Origin of the sequence: Chryseobacterium sp. JK1 (genome assembly GCF_050632815.1) — a bacterium.
In the GTDB taxonomy this organism is placed as follows: Bacteria; Bacteroidota; Bacteroidia; order Flavobacteriales; family Weeksellaceae; genus Chryseobacterium.
This window is the reverse complement of the sequence record NZ_JBODRU010000001.1, coordinates 1,721,269-1,741,500: the sequence shown is the minus strand read 5'-3', so window position 1 is coordinate 1,741,500 and position 20,232 is coordinate 1,721,269. Positions and strand designations below refer to the sequence as shown.

The following is a 20,232-nucleotide window of genomic DNA, read 5'->3' as shown; positions in this document are numbered from 1 at the left end:
TTATAAGTTTCCAATCGTATATTGGAGTTGATAGTATTTTAGTTGTCGGTTAATTTTTACTGAAATAAGGTTAGATTCAGCCTCCAGGTAAGTATTGTCAGCATCTATCAGTTCGGTGATAAGACTTAGTTTATTGGCGTATTTTGTTCTTACAATACGGTAGTTTTCTTTAGCCTGATTAATTGCTTCTTCTGCAATTTTTACTTTTTGATCGGTTTCTTCGAATTTTTTATAAGCTTCATATACATTATGTCTGATCTTTTGTTCATTCTCTTCAATCTGAAGCTTGGCAAGATCAATATTTTCCTTTGCTTCCTGCATTCTGTATTTGTTTTTGTACAGATTTTCTATTGGATAAGTAAGATTTACGCCAATCATTCCTAAACGGTACGCATACGGCTCCGGAGGGAAGAACATCATATTCGGATACTTTATAAAATATTCTCCACCTGCAGTAATTTTAGGTAAATAATTAGCTTTTGTAATCTTCTGGTCTAGTTCTTTTAATGAAAGATTTTTATGAGTAATATCTACAGATTCATTTTTAGTTAAGGCTGTTTCTGTAAGCTCATCAATATAAGGGATGGCTGCCTTGTCTGAGATCAGGTCTTCTGTGCTTACATGCATTTCCTGATCTTCAGGTAATGAAAGGATTGTTTTTAGTTGATGTTCTGCAATCTGTATATCATTGTCCAGTTCTGTCCAGCTCATGGTATGATTAGAAAGTTGTAAAGATGTTCTCAGGACTTCATTTACTGTAACCACTCCGTTGGCTTTCAGAGCTTTTACCTGTTTGATGTTCACGGAATCTTCCTTCATTTTATCATTAATCAGGCTTTGCTGCTCTTTTAAATGATGAATCTGAAGGAATGCTGTGATGATTTCCATCGTAAGCTGTCTCTCATCCAAATGGGTTCTTAACGCTGAAATTTCGGTGTCTATAGCGGCTTTTTTCTCCGTATTTTTGATCTTTCCACCCATGTATAAGGGAATTGAAGCTGATAAGGTAAAATCATACATTCCGTTGATAGCATCATATTTTGTCGCTTTATTGAATACTCCATCCTGATACTGAAAAAGATTGGTAACCTGTGTGTAGCTTGTATGAAACTCGATGTCCGGCAGTTTTTCCATTTTGAGATCTTTCTCTTTGGTAACGGACATTTCTTTTTTTAAATGGCTGATCTGTATGTTTTTGTTGCTTTTCAAACCAATCTCTATAGCCTGTTGTAAGCCAAGATGCTGGTAATCTATCATCTGTGAGTATAAAAAACTGCTCAATAATAAGCACAACGCAATGCACAGAGATCTGCCTGCGTTCAATATGATATTCATAAATTAATTAAAGGATTTTTGCTAAAATGATTTTGATGCAGCAAAGTTACGAAGGGTGGCATAGGATTCTATTTTTGAAAACAGAAAAAGATTTGCTCATTTGCGCCAATTTAAAAAATCTTCATATCTTTAATTCATGAATAACGATCATTTCATTGAGGTAGAAGAGAAAGATGCCGAATTTTATATCTATCATGTGTTAACCGGGAATATTACAACAGAAATACATTACCACAGTTCAGCACAGTTAGTATATGCAGAAGGCGGTATCGTTCATATATTTACGGATCTTAAGCATTGGTATCTTCCTGCAAGATGTTTTATGTGGATTCCTGCCGGAACTCCCCATTATATCTTTTCTACCAGTGCAAAGGTTGACTTATACAACTTTTACTGCAAGAAAGAAGAAGGAGAAAGTGGCTTTTTTGATGAAATTAATATTTACTCGGTCAATAATCTGCTGCGAGAGATGATTTTGCATACAAAAGACTGGGATGGGAAAATCACAAAAAATGACGGTTCTAAATATTATTTTCTCAAAGCATTAAAAGGTATTTTACCTGAAAAAAGAGACAAGCAGCTGGCGTTTCCCGTGCAGCAACCTTTTCCGAAAGATGAAACCTTACTGAAGATTGCACGATACATTCATACCAACCTCGAAAGGCCGCTTACAATTGAATCTACGGCAAAAGAATTCGGAATGAGTACAAGAACTCTTTCCAGGAAGTTTAAAGAAATTTTGGGCATGAATTACGTCCGTTTTCTAAGATCATTAAGAATTACCCGTTCTCTCGAACTGATGCTTGAAGATAAATACAATATGTACGAAATTGCAATGATGGTAGGGTACAACAGCCTGTCTTCTTTCAGTAATATTTTCAAAAAGGTAATTGGAGTAGCTCCTTCGGAATATCAGCAGAAATTGAGAGGGGATAGGTAGTTGGGTTGGAGCGTTAGAGGGTTTGATATTCTTGATTCTGGTTACGGATTTGGTGGTGATGGTTTTTATAACGCTGTATAAGATTTCTCTAATATACTTTACTTCCGAACTAAATGAGGATAAGAAAAAGCCATTTAATAATTAATAATAGTTAAGATTTCCTACATTCCCCTTCTCTGAAGGGGTGGATTTTTGGAAAGCAAAAAGACGGGGTAGTTAAGAATAACATTATCAATTGTTAGGAATTCCACAAAAAAACCACCTCAAATTGAATTGAAGTGGTTCTTATATTGTGAGAAATTCTCAGTCGCTTATTAAGCTTCTTCAGTTTTAGCTTCCTCTTTTTTAGCAGCAGGTGCAGCTACAACTGGAGCGTCAGAAACGATGTCGAATTCGAAGTTGTACTCAACATTTCTGTGAAGTCTGATAAGAGCAGCAAATTTACCAGTTCTCTTGATAGTGTTACCAGGAATTTTGATATATTTTTTCTCTACAGAAACTCCAGCTTTTTCTAAAGCAGCAGATAGATCAGCATTGTTGATAGATCCGAATAATTTATCACCGCTACCTACTTTTGCAGGGATCGTGATAGAAGTTTTCTTTAATTGCTCAACTACAGCAGTAGCAGTAGCGATTAATTTAGCTTCTTCTTCTTTTCTAGCTTCTAATGTAGCTTCTAAAGCAGCTTTGTTTTTAGGTGTAGCCAAAAGAGCAATTCCTTGAGGAATTAAGAAGTTTCTAGCATAACCTGGCTTTACGTTTACTGTATCAAACTCAAGTCCTAAGTTTTCTACGTCTTTTTTTAGGATAATTTCCATTGTTGTTGTCCTTTTTTAGATTTTAGTTTTGTGATCTAAAATCAAGTTAGAATTAATAATGTATTCAGCAACAAAAGAAGAGGTTGCCCTCTTCTTTTATTTATTTTTTGTCTTATTTCAATAAGTCAGCTACGTAAGGTAGTAACGCAAGGTGTCTTGCTCTTTTGATAGCAGCAGAAACTTTTCTTTGGTATTTTAAAGAAGTTCCAGTGTATCTTCTTGGTAAGATTTTACCTTGCTCGTTAACGAACTGTAATAAGAAATCAGCATCTTTGTAATCAACGTGCTTAATTCCGTATTTTTTGAATCTACAATATTTCTTTTCAGATTTTGTATTGATATCAAGCGGAGTAAGGAATTTTACTTCTGATTCTCCTCCAGCTGAGGCTTGTTTAGCCATTTCATCTATTGCCATGTCTTGTCTTTTTTAAAAAATAGGGTTAATTAATTAAGCTTTAGCCGCTTTTACTTTAGTTCTTCTAGTTACAGCGTACTCAACAGCATGCTTGTCAAGTTTTGTAGTAAGGTAACGGATTACTCTCTCGTCACGCTTAAATGCTAATTCTAAGTCAGCTACTACAGTACCTTCACCTTTGAATTCGATTAAAGTGTAGAACCCATTCTTTTTCAATTGGATAGGGTAAGCTAATTTTTTTAATCCCCAGTTTTCTTTAGCAACGATTTCGCAGTTCTTTTCTTTGATAAGATCTACATACTTGTTCACTGCTTCCTCTACCTGTGACTCAGATAGAACGGGAGTTAAAATGAAAACAGTTTCGTAATTGTTCATAATGTTAAATGAATTTGTTAATTATTTCGAGGTGCAAAAGTAGAGAATATATTTCTTATATGCAATAGTATGGAGTGAAATAGTTAGTAGTTATGGGATAATACTTGAAAGATACCGGTTGTTTTTTGTACTTTCGTGATGAAATTTTCATAGAAAATAATTGTAAATATCATGAAAGCGGGAATCTACATTGTACCCTTATTACTGTTGGGGACATTTCATTATGCACAGGATAAAATCTCAAAGAAAAACGGAACCGAGCTGGAAGTTAAACTGATAGAAATAGGACCTTCCAATATAACTTATAAAGAATTGGATAATCTTGATGGCCCAATGCATTCTCTTGAGAAATCTGAAGTGTATCAGATCACCTATAATAACGGTAAGACAGAAGTGTTGGGGAAATATAAAACGGCTGATGAAGCCAAAGCTCTTATTATATCCAAGCTTAATGAGTATGGAATTGACAGGGACAGAAATGACCTTTCATTGGACGCATCGTTTGAAGGAGATGATATTAAGATCAATTCTTTGAACAAAAAAGGTAAGATTATTCATGAAGGTGATCTGTGGGATCTAAGCAAAGTGGTCGCTTTTCATAATATTTCGAAAAGAAAAGATAATATTGCGTATTTGAATATTGTAACATACAAAATCACATCCTCTAAAAGAGAGCTAGGCAAATTGGTCATTAAAATAACAGATTACGAGGTTGCCGAAGCCATTCTGGAAGCCATGAAGGATTTGAAAACTATGCTGAAAAAAGAGTAAACGCTGAATAACCAATCAATGATCTTTTTCTCTTATTTCCTTCAAAAAATTCACTTTCAGCAGGTCATACAAAGAATGTCTGCTTACCAGAATTGAAGCAATAGAAGAAACCATCCCGGCAAGCATCAAATGAAATATCAGAGAATGTCTGTCTGTCATTTCCAGTACAATAATGGCGGAGGTAAACGGAGCTCGGGTAATGCCCGTAAGAAAAGCGACCATTCCGGCAAGAATCACCACATTGGTTTCATGAGGCGTTAAATGAATTGCTCCCGAAATCACAGAACCGATACTGGCCCCTGCAGTAAGAGCTGGAGCAAAGATACCTCCTGCACCTCCGGAAGTAAAAGATAGGGCAGGACCAAGCATTCTTAAGATAGGAACATACCAGTCTTCATGTTTATCTTTGGTAAAAAGAACTCGTTCCATAATCTCCTTTCCGGAACCCAGAATTTCTCTGTTGATAAAGTAAGCAATTGAAGCAATAAATAGAGCACAAATCACTAAGAATACTACGTTTGCTCTATCTGTTTTCAGTGTTTTCTTTTTCCAGTTGTTGATTTTGAGCATCATCACAGAAAGCTGACTGGCGAGAATACCAGCCACCCCAGCCACAAGGATAATAGGAAACATTACCGTTAAAGCAACATCATTTGTTTTGGGATACCCTAAATATAAATAAGATCCGGCTAAAGTCTGCGCTGTTAACCCCGCAATAATCACAGCCGTAAACAAAGCTGTTTTGAAATAATTGATATGTGTTTTTGAAAGTTCCTCCACAGCGAAAACAATTCCCCCAAGCGGAGTATTGAATGCTGCTGCAAGTCCGGCGGCGGCACCCGTCATAATCATGTTTTTCTTCGAAATCTTCGGCCACCATTCAGGAAGATATTCATTCACTTTTCTGAAAACCGAACCTGCAATCTGAATCGTGGGACCTTCCCGTCCTACAGCACCACCTCCAATGACCAGAATAACGGAAGAAAGAATTTTGAAAAAGATGATTTTAATGCTTAAAAGGCTCCGGATTTTTCGGTGTTCTTTTGGATTGGCGAGTTCTACCGCGGCCATCACCTGTGGAATACCACTTCCTTTAGCGTTAGGCGCAAATTCTTTCACCAGCCACCAGGATACTACAAATCCGATAGGTGCAATAATGAAAATCATCCAGGCGTGCCAATCAAAAATAAAATTCATCAAATGCTCACCCCAGGCAAAGACCTGCGCATACATAACGGCAAAAAAACCTGTAATCACAGATCCTATCCAAAAAGGAATAGCTTGTAGAAGATTATTCTTAAGCTGTTCATTCCGGATATTATCAAAGGAATTTTTGAGGGATTTTTTTATAAGGGTGAAAATTTTCAGCATTTGTTAATTTCGGGATGTAAAAGTACGTGATTTTTGCAGTATTTATATTTCTTTCAGAAACTTTGAGACTATTTCAGCATTTTCAACGGTAAGTTCTTTGGGCAAACCGAAACTGATAATATTGTTTTTAACGCTAAGTTTAAAATCTTCATCAGGAAAGGACTTTATCAGGTCTTTTCTTCTATTGTCTAAAAATGACATGGTTTTGTACGGATCACTTCCCAGTACATAAAAATCTTTAAAATCTTTATTTTCCTTAAAATTAACATTAAAATGACTGAAAATACCGGCAACTTTATCTGCAAGACTCTTTTTGTTGACAGAAATGAATCCAAAATCGTCCTCCAGCTTTTTTAATCCCCAAATCTGAAGAATATCAAGTTGGTTGTCTGCACGCGCTCCTCTGAAAGTGGTTTCTCCTTTATTGACAATAAAAAGATAAAAAGAATGAGCCTTATTTTTATCTGTTATGAAATAACAAATCTTAGGGGTAAATAATGGAGACAGATCATCCTGCTCGGATTTGAACAGGTTATAAGGGGAATTTTCAATATCAATCACAGAAATATCATACATTTCAAAGAGCTTATCATACACTTTGGAAATTAATTTCTCTTCTTCATTCGAAAAATCAAAAAGCTTGGTTATCATATCTTACTATAAGTTTGATGGGAGTAAATTGTTTGTTTTAAAATTAATACTAATAACTTAAACTTCCAAGAAAGTCATTATAATGTAAAATGAATCTCATTGAATTATTAATTATTTAATGTATTGATATTTTGTTTAGATTATTTTTAATTTATAAAATTTAATTTTGTCAGTTTGTAATAGTTTATATAGGATTTACGTTGAATGAAAAAACCTGACTTTTGCCAGGATTTTTGAGATAGAGAATGTAGTTTTTAATTAATTTTTCTTAGTCATCAGGTTTTCAATTGTAGTAATCATATGGGACGCATTCGTGTTTTCCGGATTCAGTTCAAAAGATTTCTTATAATTTTTTAATGCTAAAGGATAGTTTTTAGCGGAAAAATAACTCTCACCCAAGCTGTCAAAGGCATTTCCGGATTGTGGATGTTCCTTCACGTTGAGTTCAAAAACTTTAATTGCATCGTCAGTTCTTGAGTTTCTCATTAAAATATAGCCAAGATTATTTAATGTCCCTTCAAAGTCCCATTTTGGATTTTTCGCTCTGATCGCAAAGTAATTTTTTTCAGCATTTGGATTGTTGGCTTTAGCAAAGTCCGTAATAATGGATTCTTCGGCGATGGAATAAGCATCGGTAAGATTTTTATCCATGATAGAAGCAATATGATTGACCATATGGTACTGTGCAGGGAAAAAATTATATCCGTTTGACATCATAATAATAGCCATGTTATTCTGTGGGAAAATTCTGTAAGCACTAACGTTTCCACCGGAAAATCCATAAGACAGAATGCCATTCGATTTATTAATCTCCCAACCGTAAGCAAAAACATCTTTTTTGTTTCCATAATCAAATGGTTTCCACATCATTTCTTTCGTTTTCTGAGTCAATAGATCATTATTGCTAAGATGACTGCTCCATTTTAGAAAAGCGGGAAGAGTAATAGCCAATCCATTTCCTGAATGTGCCCTCACGCCATCATTGAATGTGATTTTTTCATATTGCTTTATTGAATTGTTATAATTGTATTTCTGAACTCTGTTGGGGATTTTTTCAAGAGGATTTGAAGAGAAATAGACCTGATCTTTTACATCAGAAATCTGATTGTTAATAATGTAATTATCAAAAGACTGTCCTGTAATCTTTTCGATAATCATGGTAAGGAGCAAATAATTCGTTTGATTATATCTGAATTCATTTCCTGTTGTAAAATCCATTTTCTCTTTGCCCAGACGCTCTATCACTTTTGCATTAGAATCGTCCGTTGAAATATCATTAAAAGCTATAACATCTGGTGCTCCTGAAGAATGGGTCAGCAGGTTTTTTACTTTTATCTCCTGCCATTCTTTGGGCAGATTTTCAACATACTTTGAGACCTTGTCTTCTAAAGATAATTTTCCCTGTTCAATCAATTGAAAAATGCCAACATTGGTTAATAGTTTTGACGTAGAGTATACTCTGAACATTGAGGTTGGGCTTACTTTTTTTAAGTCTTCCAGATTTTCCGTTCCATAGTATTGCTCAAAAATTACTTTTCCGTCTTTGATCACTCCAAGGGCCAGTCCAGGAATTTTATTATTTTTCATTGCCTCTTTTACATAGCTGTCAATCATTTTAACCTGATGAGTTTGTTGTGAAAAAGCTACTGTAGAAATAGAGAGTGCAAGTGCTGCCAGAAGGATGTTTTTCATAGAGGTGTTATTCTAAGTTATTACTTTTTAATATAAAACAATTGAGAAGTCTGCTCTGTTACATGTTCTGTTGAATATTTGTATAAAAGGTTACAGTTTTTTCTAATAAAAAAACCTCCGAAAATTCGAAGGTTTAGTATTTAAAATCAGCAAACTACTTATTGCTGGTTACTCATTACTTATATTTCTGTGTTCAGATCCCAGTTTTCAAGGTAGTCGTGAACGTGCTTCAGCATCATTCCTCCTAAAGAGCCGTCTACAACTCTATGGTCGTAAGAGTGAGACATGAACATTAAGTTTCTGATAGCAATCACATCACCGTCTGCTGTTTCAAGAACTGCAGGCTTCTTAACGATAGCTCCGATTGCTAAAATCGCAACCTGAGGCTGAGGAATAATTGGGGTTCCCATAAGGTTTCCAAAGCTTCCTACGTTAGAAATAGTATAGGTTGCTCCCTGTGTGTCTTCTGGTCTCAGTTTTTTGTTTCTTGCTCTGTAGGCTAAGTCGTTGATCGCTTTTGCAAGACCTGAAAGTGATAACTGATCTGCATTTTTGATTACAGGAACGATAAGGTTTCCGTCCGGAAGGGCAGTGGCCATACCGATATTGATGTTTTTCTTTTTGATGATATTTTCACCACTTATAGAAACATTGATCATTGGGAAATCCTGAATAGCTTTCACTACAGCTTTTACGAAAATAGGCATAAAAGTAAGCTTTTCACCTTCGCGTTTTTCGAAGATCGCTTTGTTTTTGTTTCTCCATTTTACAACGTTGGTAACGTCAGTTTCAATGAAAGAAGTTACGTGTGGAGCAATTTGTTTTGCTTTCACCATGTTTTCAGCGATGATCTTTCTCATTCTGTCCATAGGAATGATCTCATCACCTGCACTTACCGGAACTGTAGCTGCAGGAGCTGTAACGGCAGGTTTCGGAGTAGAAGCTGGCTGTACAGGAGCTGCTTGTTGAGCAGGCTGATTTCCTCTGTTAGCAACATATCCTAGTATATCTTCTTTAGTGATTCTTCCTTCTAAACCGCTTCCTTTGATAGATTTCAGTTCAGCTTCAGAAATATTTTCCTGTTGTGCAATTGATTTTACAAGTGGAGATAAATAAAGGTCTCCTGAGAATTCTGTATTGGAAGCAGCAGCTACTTGTAAAGGCTGTTCAATAGCATTCAAAGTTTCAGTGTCTGGAGCAGCAGGAATTTCTGTTGCTGCGTCCTCAGAAGCTGCGCTTTCTCCTTCAATTTCTAAAATCGCAATAGCTTCGCCTACTTTTGCAACTTCATCTTTTTGCTTTAAAATTTTTACAATTTTCCCCGAAACTGGTGTCGGTACGTCTGAATCTACTTTATCTGTTGCAATTTCTACTACGGAGTCATCCTCTTTTACGGTATCCCCTTCATTGAACAACCAAGTGATAATTGTCGCTTCCATAACACCTTCTCCCATGGAAGGAAGCAATAATTTGTATTCTGCCATTTTTGATTTTTAGATTTTGACAAATATATAAAAAAAATCGGTTTTTTTATGAAATATATAATCTTAGCTGAATTCGATATAAATATTTTCACCTACATTCAGTCCAAACAGGCTTTTAGCCCCGTTTTTCTTGCTTCCTTTGTAAATAGTAAGCTCCAAAAACTGACTATCATTGAAGATTGCAGCAGACTGTCCGTGGAATTCCGTCTCCCTTTCCCAGTCCGAAACCACCTCTGTATGGCTGGAAAATATCCGGGAAAGACTCAGGTTCCTGAATTTTATAGTAAAACCGTCATAGCCTTTACTTATATTCTCAAAGAAATCTTTATGGATATTTGAAATTATGTTTCCGAAATTATCAATATAGGTAACTTCACCAATAATCATCCCTTCAGACTCGTTGTGTACGGGTTTGGAGAACATGAGCTGTTTGGTAGTTTCTATTTTTCGTCCTATTACTTCCGGAAGTCCTCCGTTGGCAAGATGTACTGCGGCGGGAACAAAAATATCTGTGGAAGTGAAATTAATGATATCATCAAAGCGGTTGTTCAGCGTAAGCTCATAGATGGCTTCAGGTTTAATATCAAAAAATATAAGACTCATAAGTCCGTTATCTGCTGCCAGAAAGTAAGAACCGTCGGCTTTATAAAGAATATTTCTTCTTGATTTGTGGTAAAAACTGTCTACCGAAAGGATGTGAATGCTTCCTTTGGGGAAATATTTATAAGCATTTCTTACGATATACGAAGTCTGTATAAGGTTGAATGCCTGGATATCGTGGGTTATATCAATAATATTAACCTCAGGGTTTAGAGACAGAATTTTGCCTTTCACAGCGGCAACTCTGTAATCTAAATTTCCGAAATCCGAAGTAAGGGTAATAATTGACATGAGCAATTTATAGAATAGTGTGTAGTCTTGCAAAGTTATTTAAAATAAAAAGAAAGCCCGAAAGATTGTTGAAAAGAATTTGATATAAATTTGAAAAAAAGCTTTAATTTTAAAATCTAAAAATAAAAATACTACATGTTTGAATTAACGTATGATTTGGAAGATCTTGATAAAAAAATCTTCTATGGAGTTAATAACCAATATTTCAACCTACTAAAATCAAGCTTTCCAACCATTAAAATTACAGGAAGAGATCATTTTATCTTTGCCATGGGGAATCAGGAGGCTTTAGACATATTGAAAACAAAACTGGATGATATCGTAAAGTTCATCTCTAAAAATAACTCAATAGAGCTCAAAGACGTAGAAAATATCCTGAATATTAAGGATGAAAATGAGAAACATCTGATCTTTGACCAGGATATTATTGTAAAAGGGGTAAACGGTAAAATAATTAAAGCTAAAACCACCAATCTTAAAAAGCTGGTTAAGGAAACAGAGAAAAAAGATATGGTTTTTGCCATTGGCCCTGCAGGAACGGGAAAAACATATACCAGTGTTGCTTTGGCAGCAAGAGCTTTGAGAGATAAAGAAGTAAAAAGAATTATTCTTACAAGACCTGCTGTAGAGGCAGGGGAGAGCCTTGGGTTTTTACCTGGTGACCTTAAAGAAAAGCTGGATCCGTATTTGCAACCTTTATATGACGCACTTCGAGATATGATTCCTCATGAAAAACTGGAAGGTTTTATGGAGAAAAAAGTAATTGAAGTAGCACCATTGGCTTTCATGAGAGGAAGAACGCTGGATGATGCTTTTGTAATTTTAGATGAAGCCCAAAATACAACCCATTCTCAGATGAAAATGTTTTTAACCAGAATGGGGATGAATGCGAAATTTATTATCACAGGAGATCCTACCCAGGTCGATCTGCCACCAAAACAACAATCCGGATTAAGAGAAGCTATGAGAATCCTGAAAGATGTAAAAGAAATAGGATTTGTGCACTTAACGGAAGAAGATGTTGTACGACACCCTGTGGTAAAGAAAATTATTCTTGCCTATAACGACGAAGATAAGAGACAGAGAAACGATTAATTTTTTGTTACCAAAAGTTTATATTTAGGTGAAATTTAAAATATGACGGATCAATCCTAGAAAAATTGGGAATATATTCGTAGGAAATTTTAAACATAACCATGAAAAAACTTTTGTCGATCACCGTAATTTCTTTAATAGGAATGAGTTTACATGCTCAAAAAAATACAGTCGGAATCAGAGCCGGAGTTGGACGTTCTACTTTAAAGACGGACTATGCCGATTCTGATTTCGATTTTTCATCTAAAGGCATGATAACTGCCCACGTTGCTGTTTTTCTCGAACATCAATTCAATGAAAACCTTGCCTTACAGACAGAATTGGGATTTGCAAGAGCTGGCGGAAGAAATAGCTGGAACTATCAGGTAGATGAATTTCGTAATTATGATGTTACCAATGCTATTTCTCTAGGAAAACTCAATATTCCTTTGATGGTTAAATATTATTTCAATGAAAAATTGAATATTAATGCCGGAGCCAATATGGCTTTTGTTGTAGCAGCAGAAAGCAAATACAGAACAAATGGCAAAGACGGTTTTGAATTATATACCAACTTATTGAGAGAGTCTGAGGATATTAAGAAAAACGTAAAAACCTTTGAAGTAAACCCTTTCTTTGGGGTAGAATTTCATTTGAGTAAAAAAATATTCATAGACGGGCGTTATATTTTTGGAGTATCCAATATTGCAAAAAATATGAATGGAGAAGGTTATAATACATTGAAAAGTAACTCACTTCAGATTGGAATAGGCTTTAAATTTAATAAGTTAAGTTTCTAAGTTGAATCATTTATAATATTATATTTTCTTTAATCTGCGAATAAAAACATACCACAAATTTCCTTATTTAAAAAAAAACACTATTTTTGCCACCGATTTAATTAAAAAAAACTATTAAACATGAAAAAACTTTTACTTGTTGCAGCAGTCGCTGTTATGGGAATCTCTGCCAACGCACAAGAATTTCGATTTGGTCCAAAAGCTGGTTTTGCTATGTCAACTATTAAATTAGATGATAAGCAGGACGATTTAAAAGGAAGAAAAATGGATCCAAAATATACGTTCTATGTAGGAGGTATGGCTGAATATAAATTGAACGATAACTTTGCTATTCAGGGGGAGGTGCTATATTCACCACTTGGAGCAAATGAAAAGATAGACGGAGTTAACGCAGGTGGATTATTTGTTGGAGAGAAAACTAAAGTTACTTTCGGAACTATTCTAGTGCCAGTTTCTGCAAAATACTTTATTACTGAAGGATTCTCTGTTGCTGCAGGTCTTAACGTTGGAATTATTCTTACAGCAAAACAGAAGACTGTAATTGGATCTGATCTTTTTGATGTAGAATTTGAAGCAGAAGATAGTGACTATAAAGATGGTGATATTAAAAAGTCTATTAAAACCTTGAACCTTGCACCTTTCTTAGGTGTTGAATATGCTTTGGAAAATGGACTTTTCTTTGATGCAAGATACAGTTTAGGAATATCAAACCTGTCTAATGATAATAGTGGAGGATCAATAAAAAATAGCTTTGCTCAAATTGGTGTTGGTTTCAAGTTTGGAGGAAACTAATTTCACCGTTATTTATCAATAAAAATCATAGAAAGCAGAACAGAACATGTTCTGCTTTTTTTGTTTATAGCTGCATACCTATACGGAGATTGATTCTCATAATGAAAATAATTTGTATTTTTAGCCCAGTAATTTGAAATTTAAAAAATGAAAAAGCTATTATTAATAGGTGCTTTTGCACTTTTAGGAGGTGCTGTACAGGCACAGGAAGGTTTTAAAATTGGTGGGCACATTGGGGTTCCTGTAGCTGATGCAAGTGATGTATCTTCTTTTACATTAGGAGTAGATGCAGCTTATATGTGGAATATCGCTAAAGGACTGGACCTTGGAGTAACTACAGGATATTCTCACTTCTTTGGAAAAGACCACTTTGATGATTTCGGATTTATTCCTGTAGCCGTTTCAGGAAAATATAAATTTAAAGGCGCTCCTATCTTTGTAGGATTAGACCTTGGGTATGGGATCTCTACTAAAGATGGGGTAGACGGTGGTTTTTATGCACAGCCTAAATTCGGATACCAGATGCGTAAAGGAGAGCTATATATAGGATATCAGTCTATCAGCAACAGACGTGATTATGGCTGGTACAGAAACAGCTGGAATGTTGGCGCGGTCAACTTAGGATATAATTTCTTCATTAAATAAAGAAAATCAAAAGATAATAGGAACTCCGGCCGAAGGCCGGAGTTCTTTATTAATTGATGTTGAATAGAACAGGAAATCTGTTAACGAGTGATTTACATTCAATATAGTTGCCCGGATAGTGCAGTAGAAAAGGAGTATTGAAAGATATTTGTGAGGCTTTTTAAGCTTAATATGTTAATTTTTAACATATTAAATCATTTGCTTTCGTTAATTTTCTGTTAACGTATAAATTTTAAGCTAAAATTAAGAAATTAAAAAAGTCAATTATAATCGGCTCTTATTGATGATTTGCGATTTTTTTATTCATAATATTGTGAAAAGCTCAAAGCCTTCTTTTAAATAAGATTTTTTGTTATAAAATACCACATTTCAATAATGATATTAATCACATTAACAAATTTTAATATTAGTGGCTACCACTGTAAATTTGCCCTCAGAAAGTATTAAAATTTTTTAAAATGAAAAAAATATTATTAGCGGGTGCTGTTGCACTTTTTGGTTTATCAAACGCTCAAATTGCTAAAGGAACTACATATTTATCAGGATCTGTTGAGTATTCTCAAAAAGAAACTAACAACGGTAACGATAAAACAGAACACTTCAACGTATTACCTACAGTTGGATATTTCGTAGGAACTAACTTAGCAGTTGGATTAGGTGTTGGTTACCAAACTGAAAAAACTACAAACACTACTGCTATCGGTGAAAACGTAACTAAGAAGCCAGCTTTCGTTGTTGCTCCTTTCGTAAGAAAATATTGGACTTTAGGTGATAAATTCTACATCTTCGGTCAATTAGCAGTGCCAATGCAGTTTGGAAAAACTGAGCATGAAAACACTGTAGGAAATGTTTCAACTTCTACTGAAGCTAAATACACTCAAATTGGTGTAACTGTGAAGCCAGGTTTAGATTATTTCTTAAACAAGAACTGGTCTATCGAAGCTACAATCGGAGAATTTGGTTATAACAACTATAAGCCAAAAGACGGTGATGCTACAAACAACTACAACTTCGGATTGAACTTATCTTCTGTAACTTTCGGAGTTAAATATGTATTTGCTAAATAATAAACAAAGCATATAACAAAAATAGAGCCCTGAGAATTTCTTAGGGCTTTTTTAGATTAAAATACACTTAACATAATATATAACTATAACCATGAAAAAAACACTAATAGCAGGTGCTGTTGCGCTTTTTGGTTTATCAAATGCTCAAATTGCTAAAGGAACAGTCTATCTTTCAGGACAGGCAGATTATTCTCATAAAGAAAATACTGATTTCCAACTTAAAACAAAAGAGGATGTTCTAAAAATCCTTCCTACGGCAGGGTATTTCGTTACTACCAATCTCGCGGTAGGACTTGGGGCAGGATATAAGAACTCTGTTACTAAATATGAAGTAGGGAGCAACACTCCTTTCAGCAATATATTTGACATTAAAGATACAGATAATGCATTCGTTGTAGCTCCTTTCGTAAGAAAATACTGGACTTTATCGGATAGATTGTATATTTTCGGACAACTGCAGATTCCGTTAGAATTTGGTCAGGAAAAGCTTGAGGCAAATAGCGAGGTTACCAATGGAGATCCTGAGCTTGCTCTTTCTTTTTACAGAAAAAATAATTACACCAATATTGGGGTAAATATTAAGCCGGGACTGGATTATTTCGTTAACAAAAACTGGTCGTTGGAAGCAACAATCGGTGAATTTGGATACAACAGTCATAAAAAAGATATAGACGAAGTAAAAAGAAATAATAATTATAAATTCGGAGTGAATTTGTCTTCCATTATGTTCGGCGTTAAATACGTTTTTGCAAAATAACTAATTAGTCTTGGTTGTTTTATTCAGATTATTTATTTTAATTAACTTATATTCATACTAATAAATCATGAAAAAAATCTTATTAGCATCAGCAATTGCATTATTTGCAGGACTGAATGCGCAAACTACATTTGGTGTAAAAGCAGGTTATGCTTTATCAAAATTAAATTCTAGCGAGGGCGATTTCGAATTTGGGGGACTCGAAGGAAGCTTAAAATCAAAATCTGGCTTTTATATTGGAGCTTTAGTTGAGCATAAAATTACCCCTAAATTTGCTGTTCAGGGAGAGGTAGAATATGCCAATCTTGGAGGAAAAGCAGAGGTTGGAATACCAGGCACAGGTATTACAGTAACTGAAAAAATGAATTTCAACAGAATTGTAATTCCAATATCAGCAAGATACTATGCGACTCCGGAACTAGGGCTTTATGCAGGTCCTTATGTAAGCTTTAAAACAAATAATAAGGCGAACTTTGAAGTTAGCGGGCCAAATGCGGGTATGGTGAACCCTGCAGGGCTTAAAGAAGGAGAACGTTATTTGGAAAGAGAACTTAATGATGGCTTAAAATCAACCGACTTTGGATTACTCCTTGGGGCTGATTATAACATTTATAAAGGACTATTCGTAGATGCGCGCTATAGCTTTGGTCTTACTAACATGATCAAAAATCCTGTAGATGGCGAAACATTGAAAATGAATTTCCTCCAAATAGGAGTAGGATATAAGTTTAAATAAACTGTATTCTCAATAAAAATAAAAAACTCTCAGAAATTCTGAGAGTTTTTTTATGAATGATTTTGTCTTTCTTATTTTCCGAACATTCCGCCCATTCCAGGCATATTTGGCATTTTGCTCATCATCTGCATCATTTGTTTTCCTTGAGGTCCCTGCATCATCTTCATCATTTTACCCATTTGATCGAATTGTTTCATCAATTGGTTTACATCTTCAATCTTTCTTCCTGCACCTCTGGCAATTCTGTTCTTTCTCTGAGTATTGATGATAGAAGGTCTTCTTCTTTCTTCCGGAGTCATAGAGTAGATAATTGCTTCAATGTGCTTAAAGGCATCATCGCTGATTTCTACATCTTTAATTGCTTTACCAACCCCAGGAATCATTCCCATCAAATCTTTCATATTACCCATCTTCTTGATCTGGTTGATTTGTTTAAGGAAATCATCGAAACCAAACTCATTTTTAGCAATTTTCTTGTGAAGTTTTTTAGCTTCTTCTTCATCAAACTGCTCCTGAGCTCTTTCTACTAAGGAAACAACGTCTCCCATTCCCAGGATTCTGTCTGCCATCCTTTCTGGGTAGAAAAGATCCAAAGCTTCCATTTTTTCTCCTGTAGAGATGAATTTGATCGGTTTTTCAACAACAGAACGAATCGTTAATGCAGCACCCCCTCTTGTGTCACCATCTAATTTGGTTAGAACAACTCCGTCAAAGTTCAAGGCATCGTTGAATGCTTTTGCTGTATTCACAGCATCCTGACCTGTCATAGAGTCTACCACAAATAGCGTTTCCTGTGGTTTGATAAAATAATGAACAGATTTGATCTCGTTCATCATCTGCTCATCAATCGCTAAACGACCTGCAGTATCCACAATGACAACATCATGACCATTTGCTTTTGCAAAATTGATGGCATTTTCAGCAATTGTAGAAGGATTAGTAGAACCTTCTTCAGTAAAAACAGGAACATTAATTTGCCCTCCTAATACTTTCAACTGGTCAATCGCAGCAGGACGATAAACGTCACACGCTACCAATAAAGGTTTTTTATTTCTTTTTGTCTGTAAATAATTAGCAAGTTTTCCTGAGAAAGTTGTCTTACCAGAACCCTGAAGACCTGCAATAAGGATTACAGAAGGTTTTCCTGAAAGATTGATCCCTTCCTGAGACCCTCCCATTAGGTCTACCAATTCGTCATGAACGATTTTGGTCATCAATTGTCCCGGTGTAAGGGAAGTCAGAACGTTTTCGCCTAATGCTTTATCCTGAACTCTTTTGGTAAGATCTTTTGCAACTTTATAGTTAACGTCGGCATCCACCAATGCTCTACGAATCTCCTTTACGGTTTCCGCTACATTGATTTCGGTAATTTTTCCACGTCCGGAAATATTATGTAATGCCTTGTCTAATTTATCCTGTAAACTATTAAACATATTTATTGTAAATTATAGGTTTGCAAAAATAAGGAATTTTTAAGAAACTTGAGTATTATAGACTTAATATTATAAGGTTAGGGTGAGATTTAATAACGGCAGCAGGGGGTAAGCGGGAAAAGGAGGTTTTAATAATCTATAAATAAGAGATCGGAGCATATTAAAAAAAATACAGATTCTTATTTAGTACAATGAATAGAATATAACTATGCAACCCTCGAAAATTTGTAATGATTATAGTCATTGAACAAGTAGGTGTGGATTTTTGGGGAAAATTAAACGGGTATTACACTTAGTTGTGACTTTTTTCCTTTTTCTTTCGCCTTTCTTTACTATATAATAGAATATATGTAGAAGAATTTAACATTTTTTTTGTTTAAAAAATTATAATACTATTTTTGCAGCATGAATTTTTCAGATGTTTTTATGATCATTGCACTCACTGTAGTTCTGAATACAGTAGTGTATGTCATATTTAAAAAGTATTTATACAAAAGACAGGATGCTGCCCTTAAGTTTCTCACTTTTAATATCCCTAAAGATATTATATGGCTTGCTGTTTCATTATTGATTATTGATAAAACAAAAGAAAATTTTCTATTTCTACTTGTATGCTTTATTATAGGGTCATTCCTTATATATTTGCCCATAATAAAACTCATTAATAAATCTTGATTATTTTGATGATAAAAATCAATTTTTACTATTGGTAAAGTTTAATAAAATCGATATATTTGCACACGATTAAAAAAGAGATATGAACAGAAAAATTTCTTCGTTATTTTTCGCATTTTTGTTTGTGTTTATTAGCAGTTTAGCTGCTGCACAGCACGAGACTGAAGGGGAAAAATTAGCTGAAAAAGTAGAGCACAGAGAAGCAAAAGAAGGCTTCAATGCGACTAAAGTGATCATGGAGCACATCGGTGATTCTAATGAATGGCATTTATGGACTTCAAAAGATGACAGTGGTGAAGAGCATCACGTTTCTATCCCTTTGCCTGTTATTATTAAGGATAACCAAGGGTGGCACACTTTTCTTTCAAGCAGTATTGCTCACGGACATGAACACGATGGGTATACTTTAGAAGAGGGACAGGTGGTTTCTACTAAAGGTATTGAAAAAGCTACATTGTTTTCAATCATCAGCGGAAAGCAAAAATCAAACGAAGTGTTTTTTGATCTTTCAATAACAAAAAATGCAGCTTCAATGTTCTTGTCAGTAATTTTTATGGCAGTAGTGTTCATAGGAATGGCAAGGAACTATAAAAAATCACAACTTCCAAAAGGTATTGGGAAATTAATGGAGCCAGTGATTGTATTTATCAGAGACGAGGTGGCTATTCCAAACATCGGATCTGTTAAGTATAAAAGATATATGCCTTATTTATTAACTGCATTTTTCTTTATCTGGGTTAACAACCTTTTCGGATTGATTCCTTTCTTCCCTTTCGGAGCTAACCTTACAGGTAATATTGCAATCACATGTGTGTTGGCTATCATTACATTATTAATTACATTATTCAGTGCGAATAAAGATTACTGGAAACATATCTTTATGCCGCCGGTTCCAATCTTATTGTACCCAATCATGGTTCCAATCGAGATTATCGGGATCTTTACAAAGCCTTTCGCTTTAATGATGCGACTTTTCGCTAACATCACTGCAGGACACATTATGATCTTGGCGATCATCTCATTGATCTTCATCTTCAAGTCTCCATTGTTAGGATTTGCGTCTGTGCCATTAGCATTATTTGTTTCAGTATTGGAATTACTGGTTGCTGCACTACAAGCATATATCTTTACTGTATTATCTGCCTTATTTATTGGTATTGCAGTAGCAGAACACGAACATGAGCACGGTCACGAAGAACACGCTCACTAATTAATAGAAATAATTTAAGAAAATAATTTTTAACTAATATAATTTATTTATTATGGATTTATCAACAGGAACAGGTTTAGTTTACGTAGGTATCGGTTTAGCAGTACTGGGTGTAGGTCTAGGTATCGGTAAAATCGGTGGTCATGCAATGGACGCTATCGCTAGACAACCAGAACAAGCTGGTAAGATTCAAGGAGCAATGCTTATTGCTGCTGGTCTTATTGAAGGTGCTGGTCTTATCGCGATCATCTTTGGTGCTTTCATCAAGTAATCTATCCTCAAAAAACATTCTTAGCAGCG

21 protein-coding genes are annotated in these 20,232 nt (G+C 34.9%); 11 read left to right on the top strand and 10 right to left on the bottom strand.

Annotated features, from left to right (window positions below; translation table 11 throughout):
* Complete coding sequence (locus tag ACQ76T_RS07885; protein ID WP_431342763.1) at window positions 1–1,335, bottom strand: TolC family protein; 1,335 nt, start codon at window positions 1,333–1,335, stop codon at window positions 1–3.
* A gap of 136 nt (window positions 1,336–1,471) precedes the next feature.
* On the opposite strand from ACQ76T_RS07885, the gene ACQ76T_RS07880 reads away from it, so the two are divergent.
* Window positions 1,472–2,275, top strand: coding sequence for a helix-turn-helix domain-containing protein (locus ACQ76T_RS07880; RefSeq protein ID WP_431342762.1), 804 nt, complete (start codon window positions 1,472–1,474; stop codon window positions 2,273–2,275).
* 314 nt (window positions 2,276–2,589) lie between these two features.
* Here the strand turns inward: ACQ76T_RS07880 and rplI are convergent, their stop codons facing one another.
* From rplI to rpsF, 3 genes are all read right to left on the bottom strand, one after another.
* A complete protein-coding gene (rplI, locus tag ACQ76T_RS07875; RefSeq protein WP_431342761.1) occupies window positions 2,590–3,093 on the bottom strand; it encodes a 50S ribosomal protein L9 in 504 nt (167 codons plus the stop codon).
* Between the two features lie 112 nt (window positions 3,094–3,205).
* Window positions 3,206–3,508, bottom strand: coding sequence for a 30S ribosomal protein S18 (gene rpsR, locus ACQ76T_RS07870; RefSeq protein WP_002979091.1), 303 nt, complete (start codon window positions 3,506–3,508; stop codon window positions 3,206–3,208).
* A gap of 33 nt (window positions 3,509–3,541) precedes the next feature.
* Window positions 3,542–3,883 (bottom strand): 30S ribosomal protein S6, encoded by a 342-nt coding sequence (gene rpsF / locus ACQ76T_RS07865; RefSeq protein ID WP_047429790.1) that lies wholly within the window; start codon window positions 3,881–3,883, stop codon window positions 3,542–3,544.
* Window positions 3,884–4,054: 171 nt separating this feature from the next.
* On the opposite strand from rpsF, the gene ACQ76T_RS07860 reads away from it, so the two are divergent.
* The gene (locus tag ACQ76T_RS07860) at window positions 4,055–4,654 is read left to right on the top strand and encodes a hypothetical protein (protein WP_431342760.1); all 600 of its coding nucleotides are present in this window, start codon (window positions 4,055–4,057) and stop codon (window positions 4,652–4,654) included.
* Window positions 4,655–4,669: 15 nt separating this feature from the next.
* On the opposite strand, the gene ACQ76T_RS07855 is transcribed toward ACQ76T_RS07860, so the two are convergent.
* The 5 genes from ACQ76T_RS07855 to ACQ76T_RS07835 form a co-directional block, all read right to left on the bottom strand.
* Window positions 4,670–6,025: a chloride channel protein gene (locus ACQ76T_RS07855; protein ID WP_431342759.1), complete on the bottom strand. Its 1,356-nt coding sequence runs from the start codon at window positions 6,023–6,025 to the stop codon at window positions 4,670–4,672.
* A 42-nt stretch (window positions 6,026–6,067) separates the two neighbouring features.
* On the bottom strand, window positions 6,068–6,676 hold the full coding sequence (locus tag ACQ76T_RS07850) for a hypothetical protein (RefSeq protein ID WP_431342758.1): 609 nt from the start codon (window positions 6,674–6,676) through the stop codon (window positions 6,068–6,070).
* A 258-nt stretch (window positions 6,677–6,934) separates the two neighbouring features.
* The gene (locus ACQ76T_RS07845) at window positions 6,935–8,368 is read right to left on the bottom strand and encodes a serine hydrolase (RefSeq protein WP_431342757.1); all 1,434 of its coding nucleotides are present in this window, start codon (window positions 8,366–8,368) and stop codon (window positions 6,935–6,937) included.
* Between the two features lie 179 nt (window positions 8,369–8,547).
* The gene (locus tag ACQ76T_RS07840) at window positions 8,548–9,852 is read right to left on the bottom strand and encodes a dihydrolipoamide acetyltransferase family protein (protein WP_431342756.1); all 1,305 of its coding nucleotides are present in this window, start codon (window positions 9,850–9,852) and stop codon (window positions 8,548–8,550) included.
* Between the two features lie 63 nt (window positions 9,853–9,915).
* On the bottom strand, window positions 9,916–10,743 hold the full coding sequence (locus ACQ76T_RS07835) for an SAM hydrolase/SAM-dependent halogenase family protein (protein WP_431342755.1): 828 nt from the start codon (window positions 10,741–10,743) through the stop codon (window positions 9,916–9,918).
* A 135-nt stretch (window positions 10,744–10,878) separates the two neighbouring features.
* Between ACQ76T_RS07835 and ACQ76T_RS07830 the strand changes: the two genes are divergently transcribed.
* From ACQ76T_RS07830 to ACQ76T_RS07800, 7 genes are all read left to right on the top strand, one after another.
* On the top strand, window positions 10,879–11,838 hold the full coding sequence (locus tag ACQ76T_RS07830; RefSeq protein ID WP_431342754.1) for a PhoH family protein: 960 nt from the start codon (window positions 10,879–10,881) through the stop codon (window positions 11,836–11,838).
* Window positions 11,839–11,939: 101 nt separating this feature from the next.
* Window positions 11,940–12,617: a porin family protein gene (locus ACQ76T_RS07825; RefSeq protein WP_431342753.1), complete on the top strand. Its 678-nt coding sequence runs from the start codon at window positions 11,940–11,942 to the stop codon at window positions 12,615–12,617.
* A gap of 120 nt (window positions 12,618–12,737) precedes the next feature.
* Window positions 12,738–13,409: a porin family protein gene (locus ACQ76T_RS07820; protein WP_431342752.1), complete on the top strand. Its 672-nt coding sequence runs from the start codon at window positions 12,738–12,740 to the stop codon at window positions 13,407–13,409.
* Between the two features lie 147 nt (window positions 13,410–13,556).
* A complete protein-coding gene (locus ACQ76T_RS07815; protein ID WP_431342751.1) occupies window positions 13,557–14,054 on the top strand; it encodes a hypothetical protein in 498 nt (165 codons plus the stop codon).
* Window positions 14,055–14,512: 458 nt separating this feature from the next.
* Complete coding sequence (locus tag ACQ76T_RS07810; RefSeq protein ID WP_431342750.1) at window positions 14,513–15,121, top strand: outer membrane beta-barrel protein; 609 nt, start codon at window positions 14,513–14,515, stop codon at window positions 15,119–15,121.
* A 91-nt stretch (window positions 15,122–15,212) separates the two neighbouring features.
* Entirely contained in the window at window positions 15,213–15,878 is a 666-nt protein-coding gene (locus tag ACQ76T_RS07805; protein WP_431342749.1) for an outer membrane beta-barrel protein, read from the top strand.
* A 67-nt stretch (window positions 15,879–15,945) separates the two neighbouring features.
* Entirely contained in the window at window positions 15,946–16,614 is a 669-nt protein-coding gene (locus tag ACQ76T_RS07800) for a porin family protein (RefSeq protein WP_431342748.1), read from the top strand.
* Between the two features lie 71 nt (window positions 16,615–16,685).
* Here the strand turns inward: ACQ76T_RS07800 and ffh are convergent, their stop codons facing one another.
* The gene (gene ffh / locus ACQ76T_RS07795) at window positions 16,686–18,047 is read right to left on the bottom strand and encodes a signal recognition particle protein (RefSeq protein WP_431342747.1); all 1,362 of its coding nucleotides are present in this window, start codon (window positions 18,045–18,047) and stop codon (window positions 16,686–16,688) included.
* Window positions 18,048–18,804: 757 nt separating this feature from the next.
* On the opposite strand from ffh, the gene atpB reads away from it, so the two are divergent.
* Both atpB and ACQ76T_RS07785 read left to right on the top strand, forming a co-directional pair.
* Window positions 18,805–19,932, top strand: a complete 1,128-nt coding sequence (atpB, locus tag ACQ76T_RS07790) for a F0F1 ATP synthase subunit A (protein ID WP_431342746.1) — start codon at window positions 18,805–18,807, stop codon at window positions 19,930–19,932.
* Between the two features lie 52 nt (window positions 19,933–19,984).
* A complete protein-coding gene (locus tag ACQ76T_RS07785) occupies window positions 19,985–20,203 on the top strand; it encodes an ATP synthase F0 subunit C (protein WP_034681712.1) in 219 nt (72 codons plus the stop codon).
* Window positions 20,204–20,232 lie beyond the last annotated feature (29 nt).

Excerpts from the sequence above, each read along its gene's own strand:
- ACQ76T_RS07850 (WP_431342758.1), bottom strand. The coding sequence starts at position 6,676 with ATGATAACCAAGCTTTTTGATTTTTCGAATGAAGAAGAGAAATTAATT.
- rplI (WP_431342761.1), bottom strand. The coding sequence starts at position 3,093 with ATGGAAATTATCCTAAAAAAAGACGTAGAAAACTTAGGACTTGAGTTT.
- ACQ76T_RS07825 (WP_431342753.1), top strand. The coding sequence starts at position 11,940 with ATGAAAAAACTTTTGTCGATCACCGTAATTTCTTTAATAGGAATGAGT.
- ACQ76T_RS07820 (WP_431342752.1), top strand. The coding sequence starts at position 12,738 with ATGAAAAAACTTTTACTTGTTGCAGCAGTCGCTGTTATGGGAATCTCT.
- rpsR (WP_002979091.1), bottom strand. The coding sequence starts at position 3,508 with ATGGCAATAGATGAAATGGCTAAACAAGCCTCAGCTGGAGGAGAATCA.
- ACQ76T_RS07840 (WP_431342756.1), bottom strand. The coding sequence starts at position 9,852 with ATGGCAGAATACAAATTATTGCTTCCTTCCATGGGAGAAGGTGTTATG.
- ACQ76T_RS07835 (WP_431342755.1), bottom strand. The coding sequence starts at position 10,743 with ATGTCAATTATTACCCTTACTTCGGATTTCGGAAATTTAGATTACAGA.
- ACQ76T_RS07800 (WP_431342748.1), top strand. The coding sequence starts at position 15,946 with ATGAAAAAAATCTTATTAGCATCAGCAATTGCATTATTTGCAGGACTG.
- ACQ76T_RS07810 (WP_431342750.1), top strand. The coding sequence starts at position 14,513 with ATGAAAAAAATATTATTAGCGGGTGCTGTTGCACTTTTTGGTTTATCA.
- ACQ76T_RS07785 (WP_034681712.1), top strand. The coding sequence starts at position 19,985 with ATGGATTTATCAACAGGAACAGGTTTAGTTTACGTAGGTATCGGTTTA.
- rpsF (WP_047429790.1), bottom strand. The coding sequence starts at position 3,883 with ATGAACAATTACGAAACTGTTTTCATTTTAACTCCCGTTCTATCTGAG.
- ACQ76T_RS07880 (WP_431342762.1), top strand. The coding sequence starts at position 1,472 with ATGAATAACGATCATTTCATTGAGGTAGAAGAGAAAGATGCCGAATTT.
- ffh (WP_431342747.1), bottom strand. The coding sequence starts at position 18,047 with ATGTTTAATAGTTTACAGGATAAATTAGACAAGGCATTACATAATATT.
- ACQ76T_RS07805 (WP_431342749.1), top strand. The coding sequence starts at position 15,213 with ATGAAAAAAACACTAATAGCAGGTGCTGTTGCGCTTTTTGGTTTATCA.
- ACQ76T_RS07830 (WP_431342754.1), top strand. The coding sequence starts at position 10,879 with ATGTTTGAATTAACGTATGATTTGGAAGATCTTGATAAAAAAATCTTC.
- ACQ76T_RS07855 (WP_431342759.1), bottom strand. The coding sequence starts at position 6,025 with ATGCTGAAAATTTTCACCCTTATAAAAAAATCCCTCAAAAATTCCTTT.
- ACQ76T_RS07845 (WP_431342757.1), bottom strand. The coding sequence starts at position 8,368 with ATGAAAAACATCCTTCTGGCAGCACTTGCACTCTCTATTTCTACAGTA.
- atpB (WP_431342746.1), top strand. The coding sequence starts at position 18,805 with ATGAACAGAAAAATTTCTTCGTTATTTTTCGCATTTTTGTTTGTGTTT.
- ACQ76T_RS07815 (WP_431342751.1), top strand. The coding sequence starts at position 13,557 with ATGAAAAAGCTATTATTAATAGGTGCTTTTGCACTTTTAGGAGGTGCT.
- ACQ76T_RS07885 (WP_431342763.1), bottom strand. The coding sequence starts at position 1,335 with ATGAATATCATATTGAACGCAGGCAGATCTCTGTGCATTGCGTTGTGC.
- ACQ76T_RS07860 (WP_431342760.1), top strand. The coding sequence starts at position 4,055 with ATGAAAGCGGGAATCTACATTGTACCCTTATTACTGTTGGGGACATTT.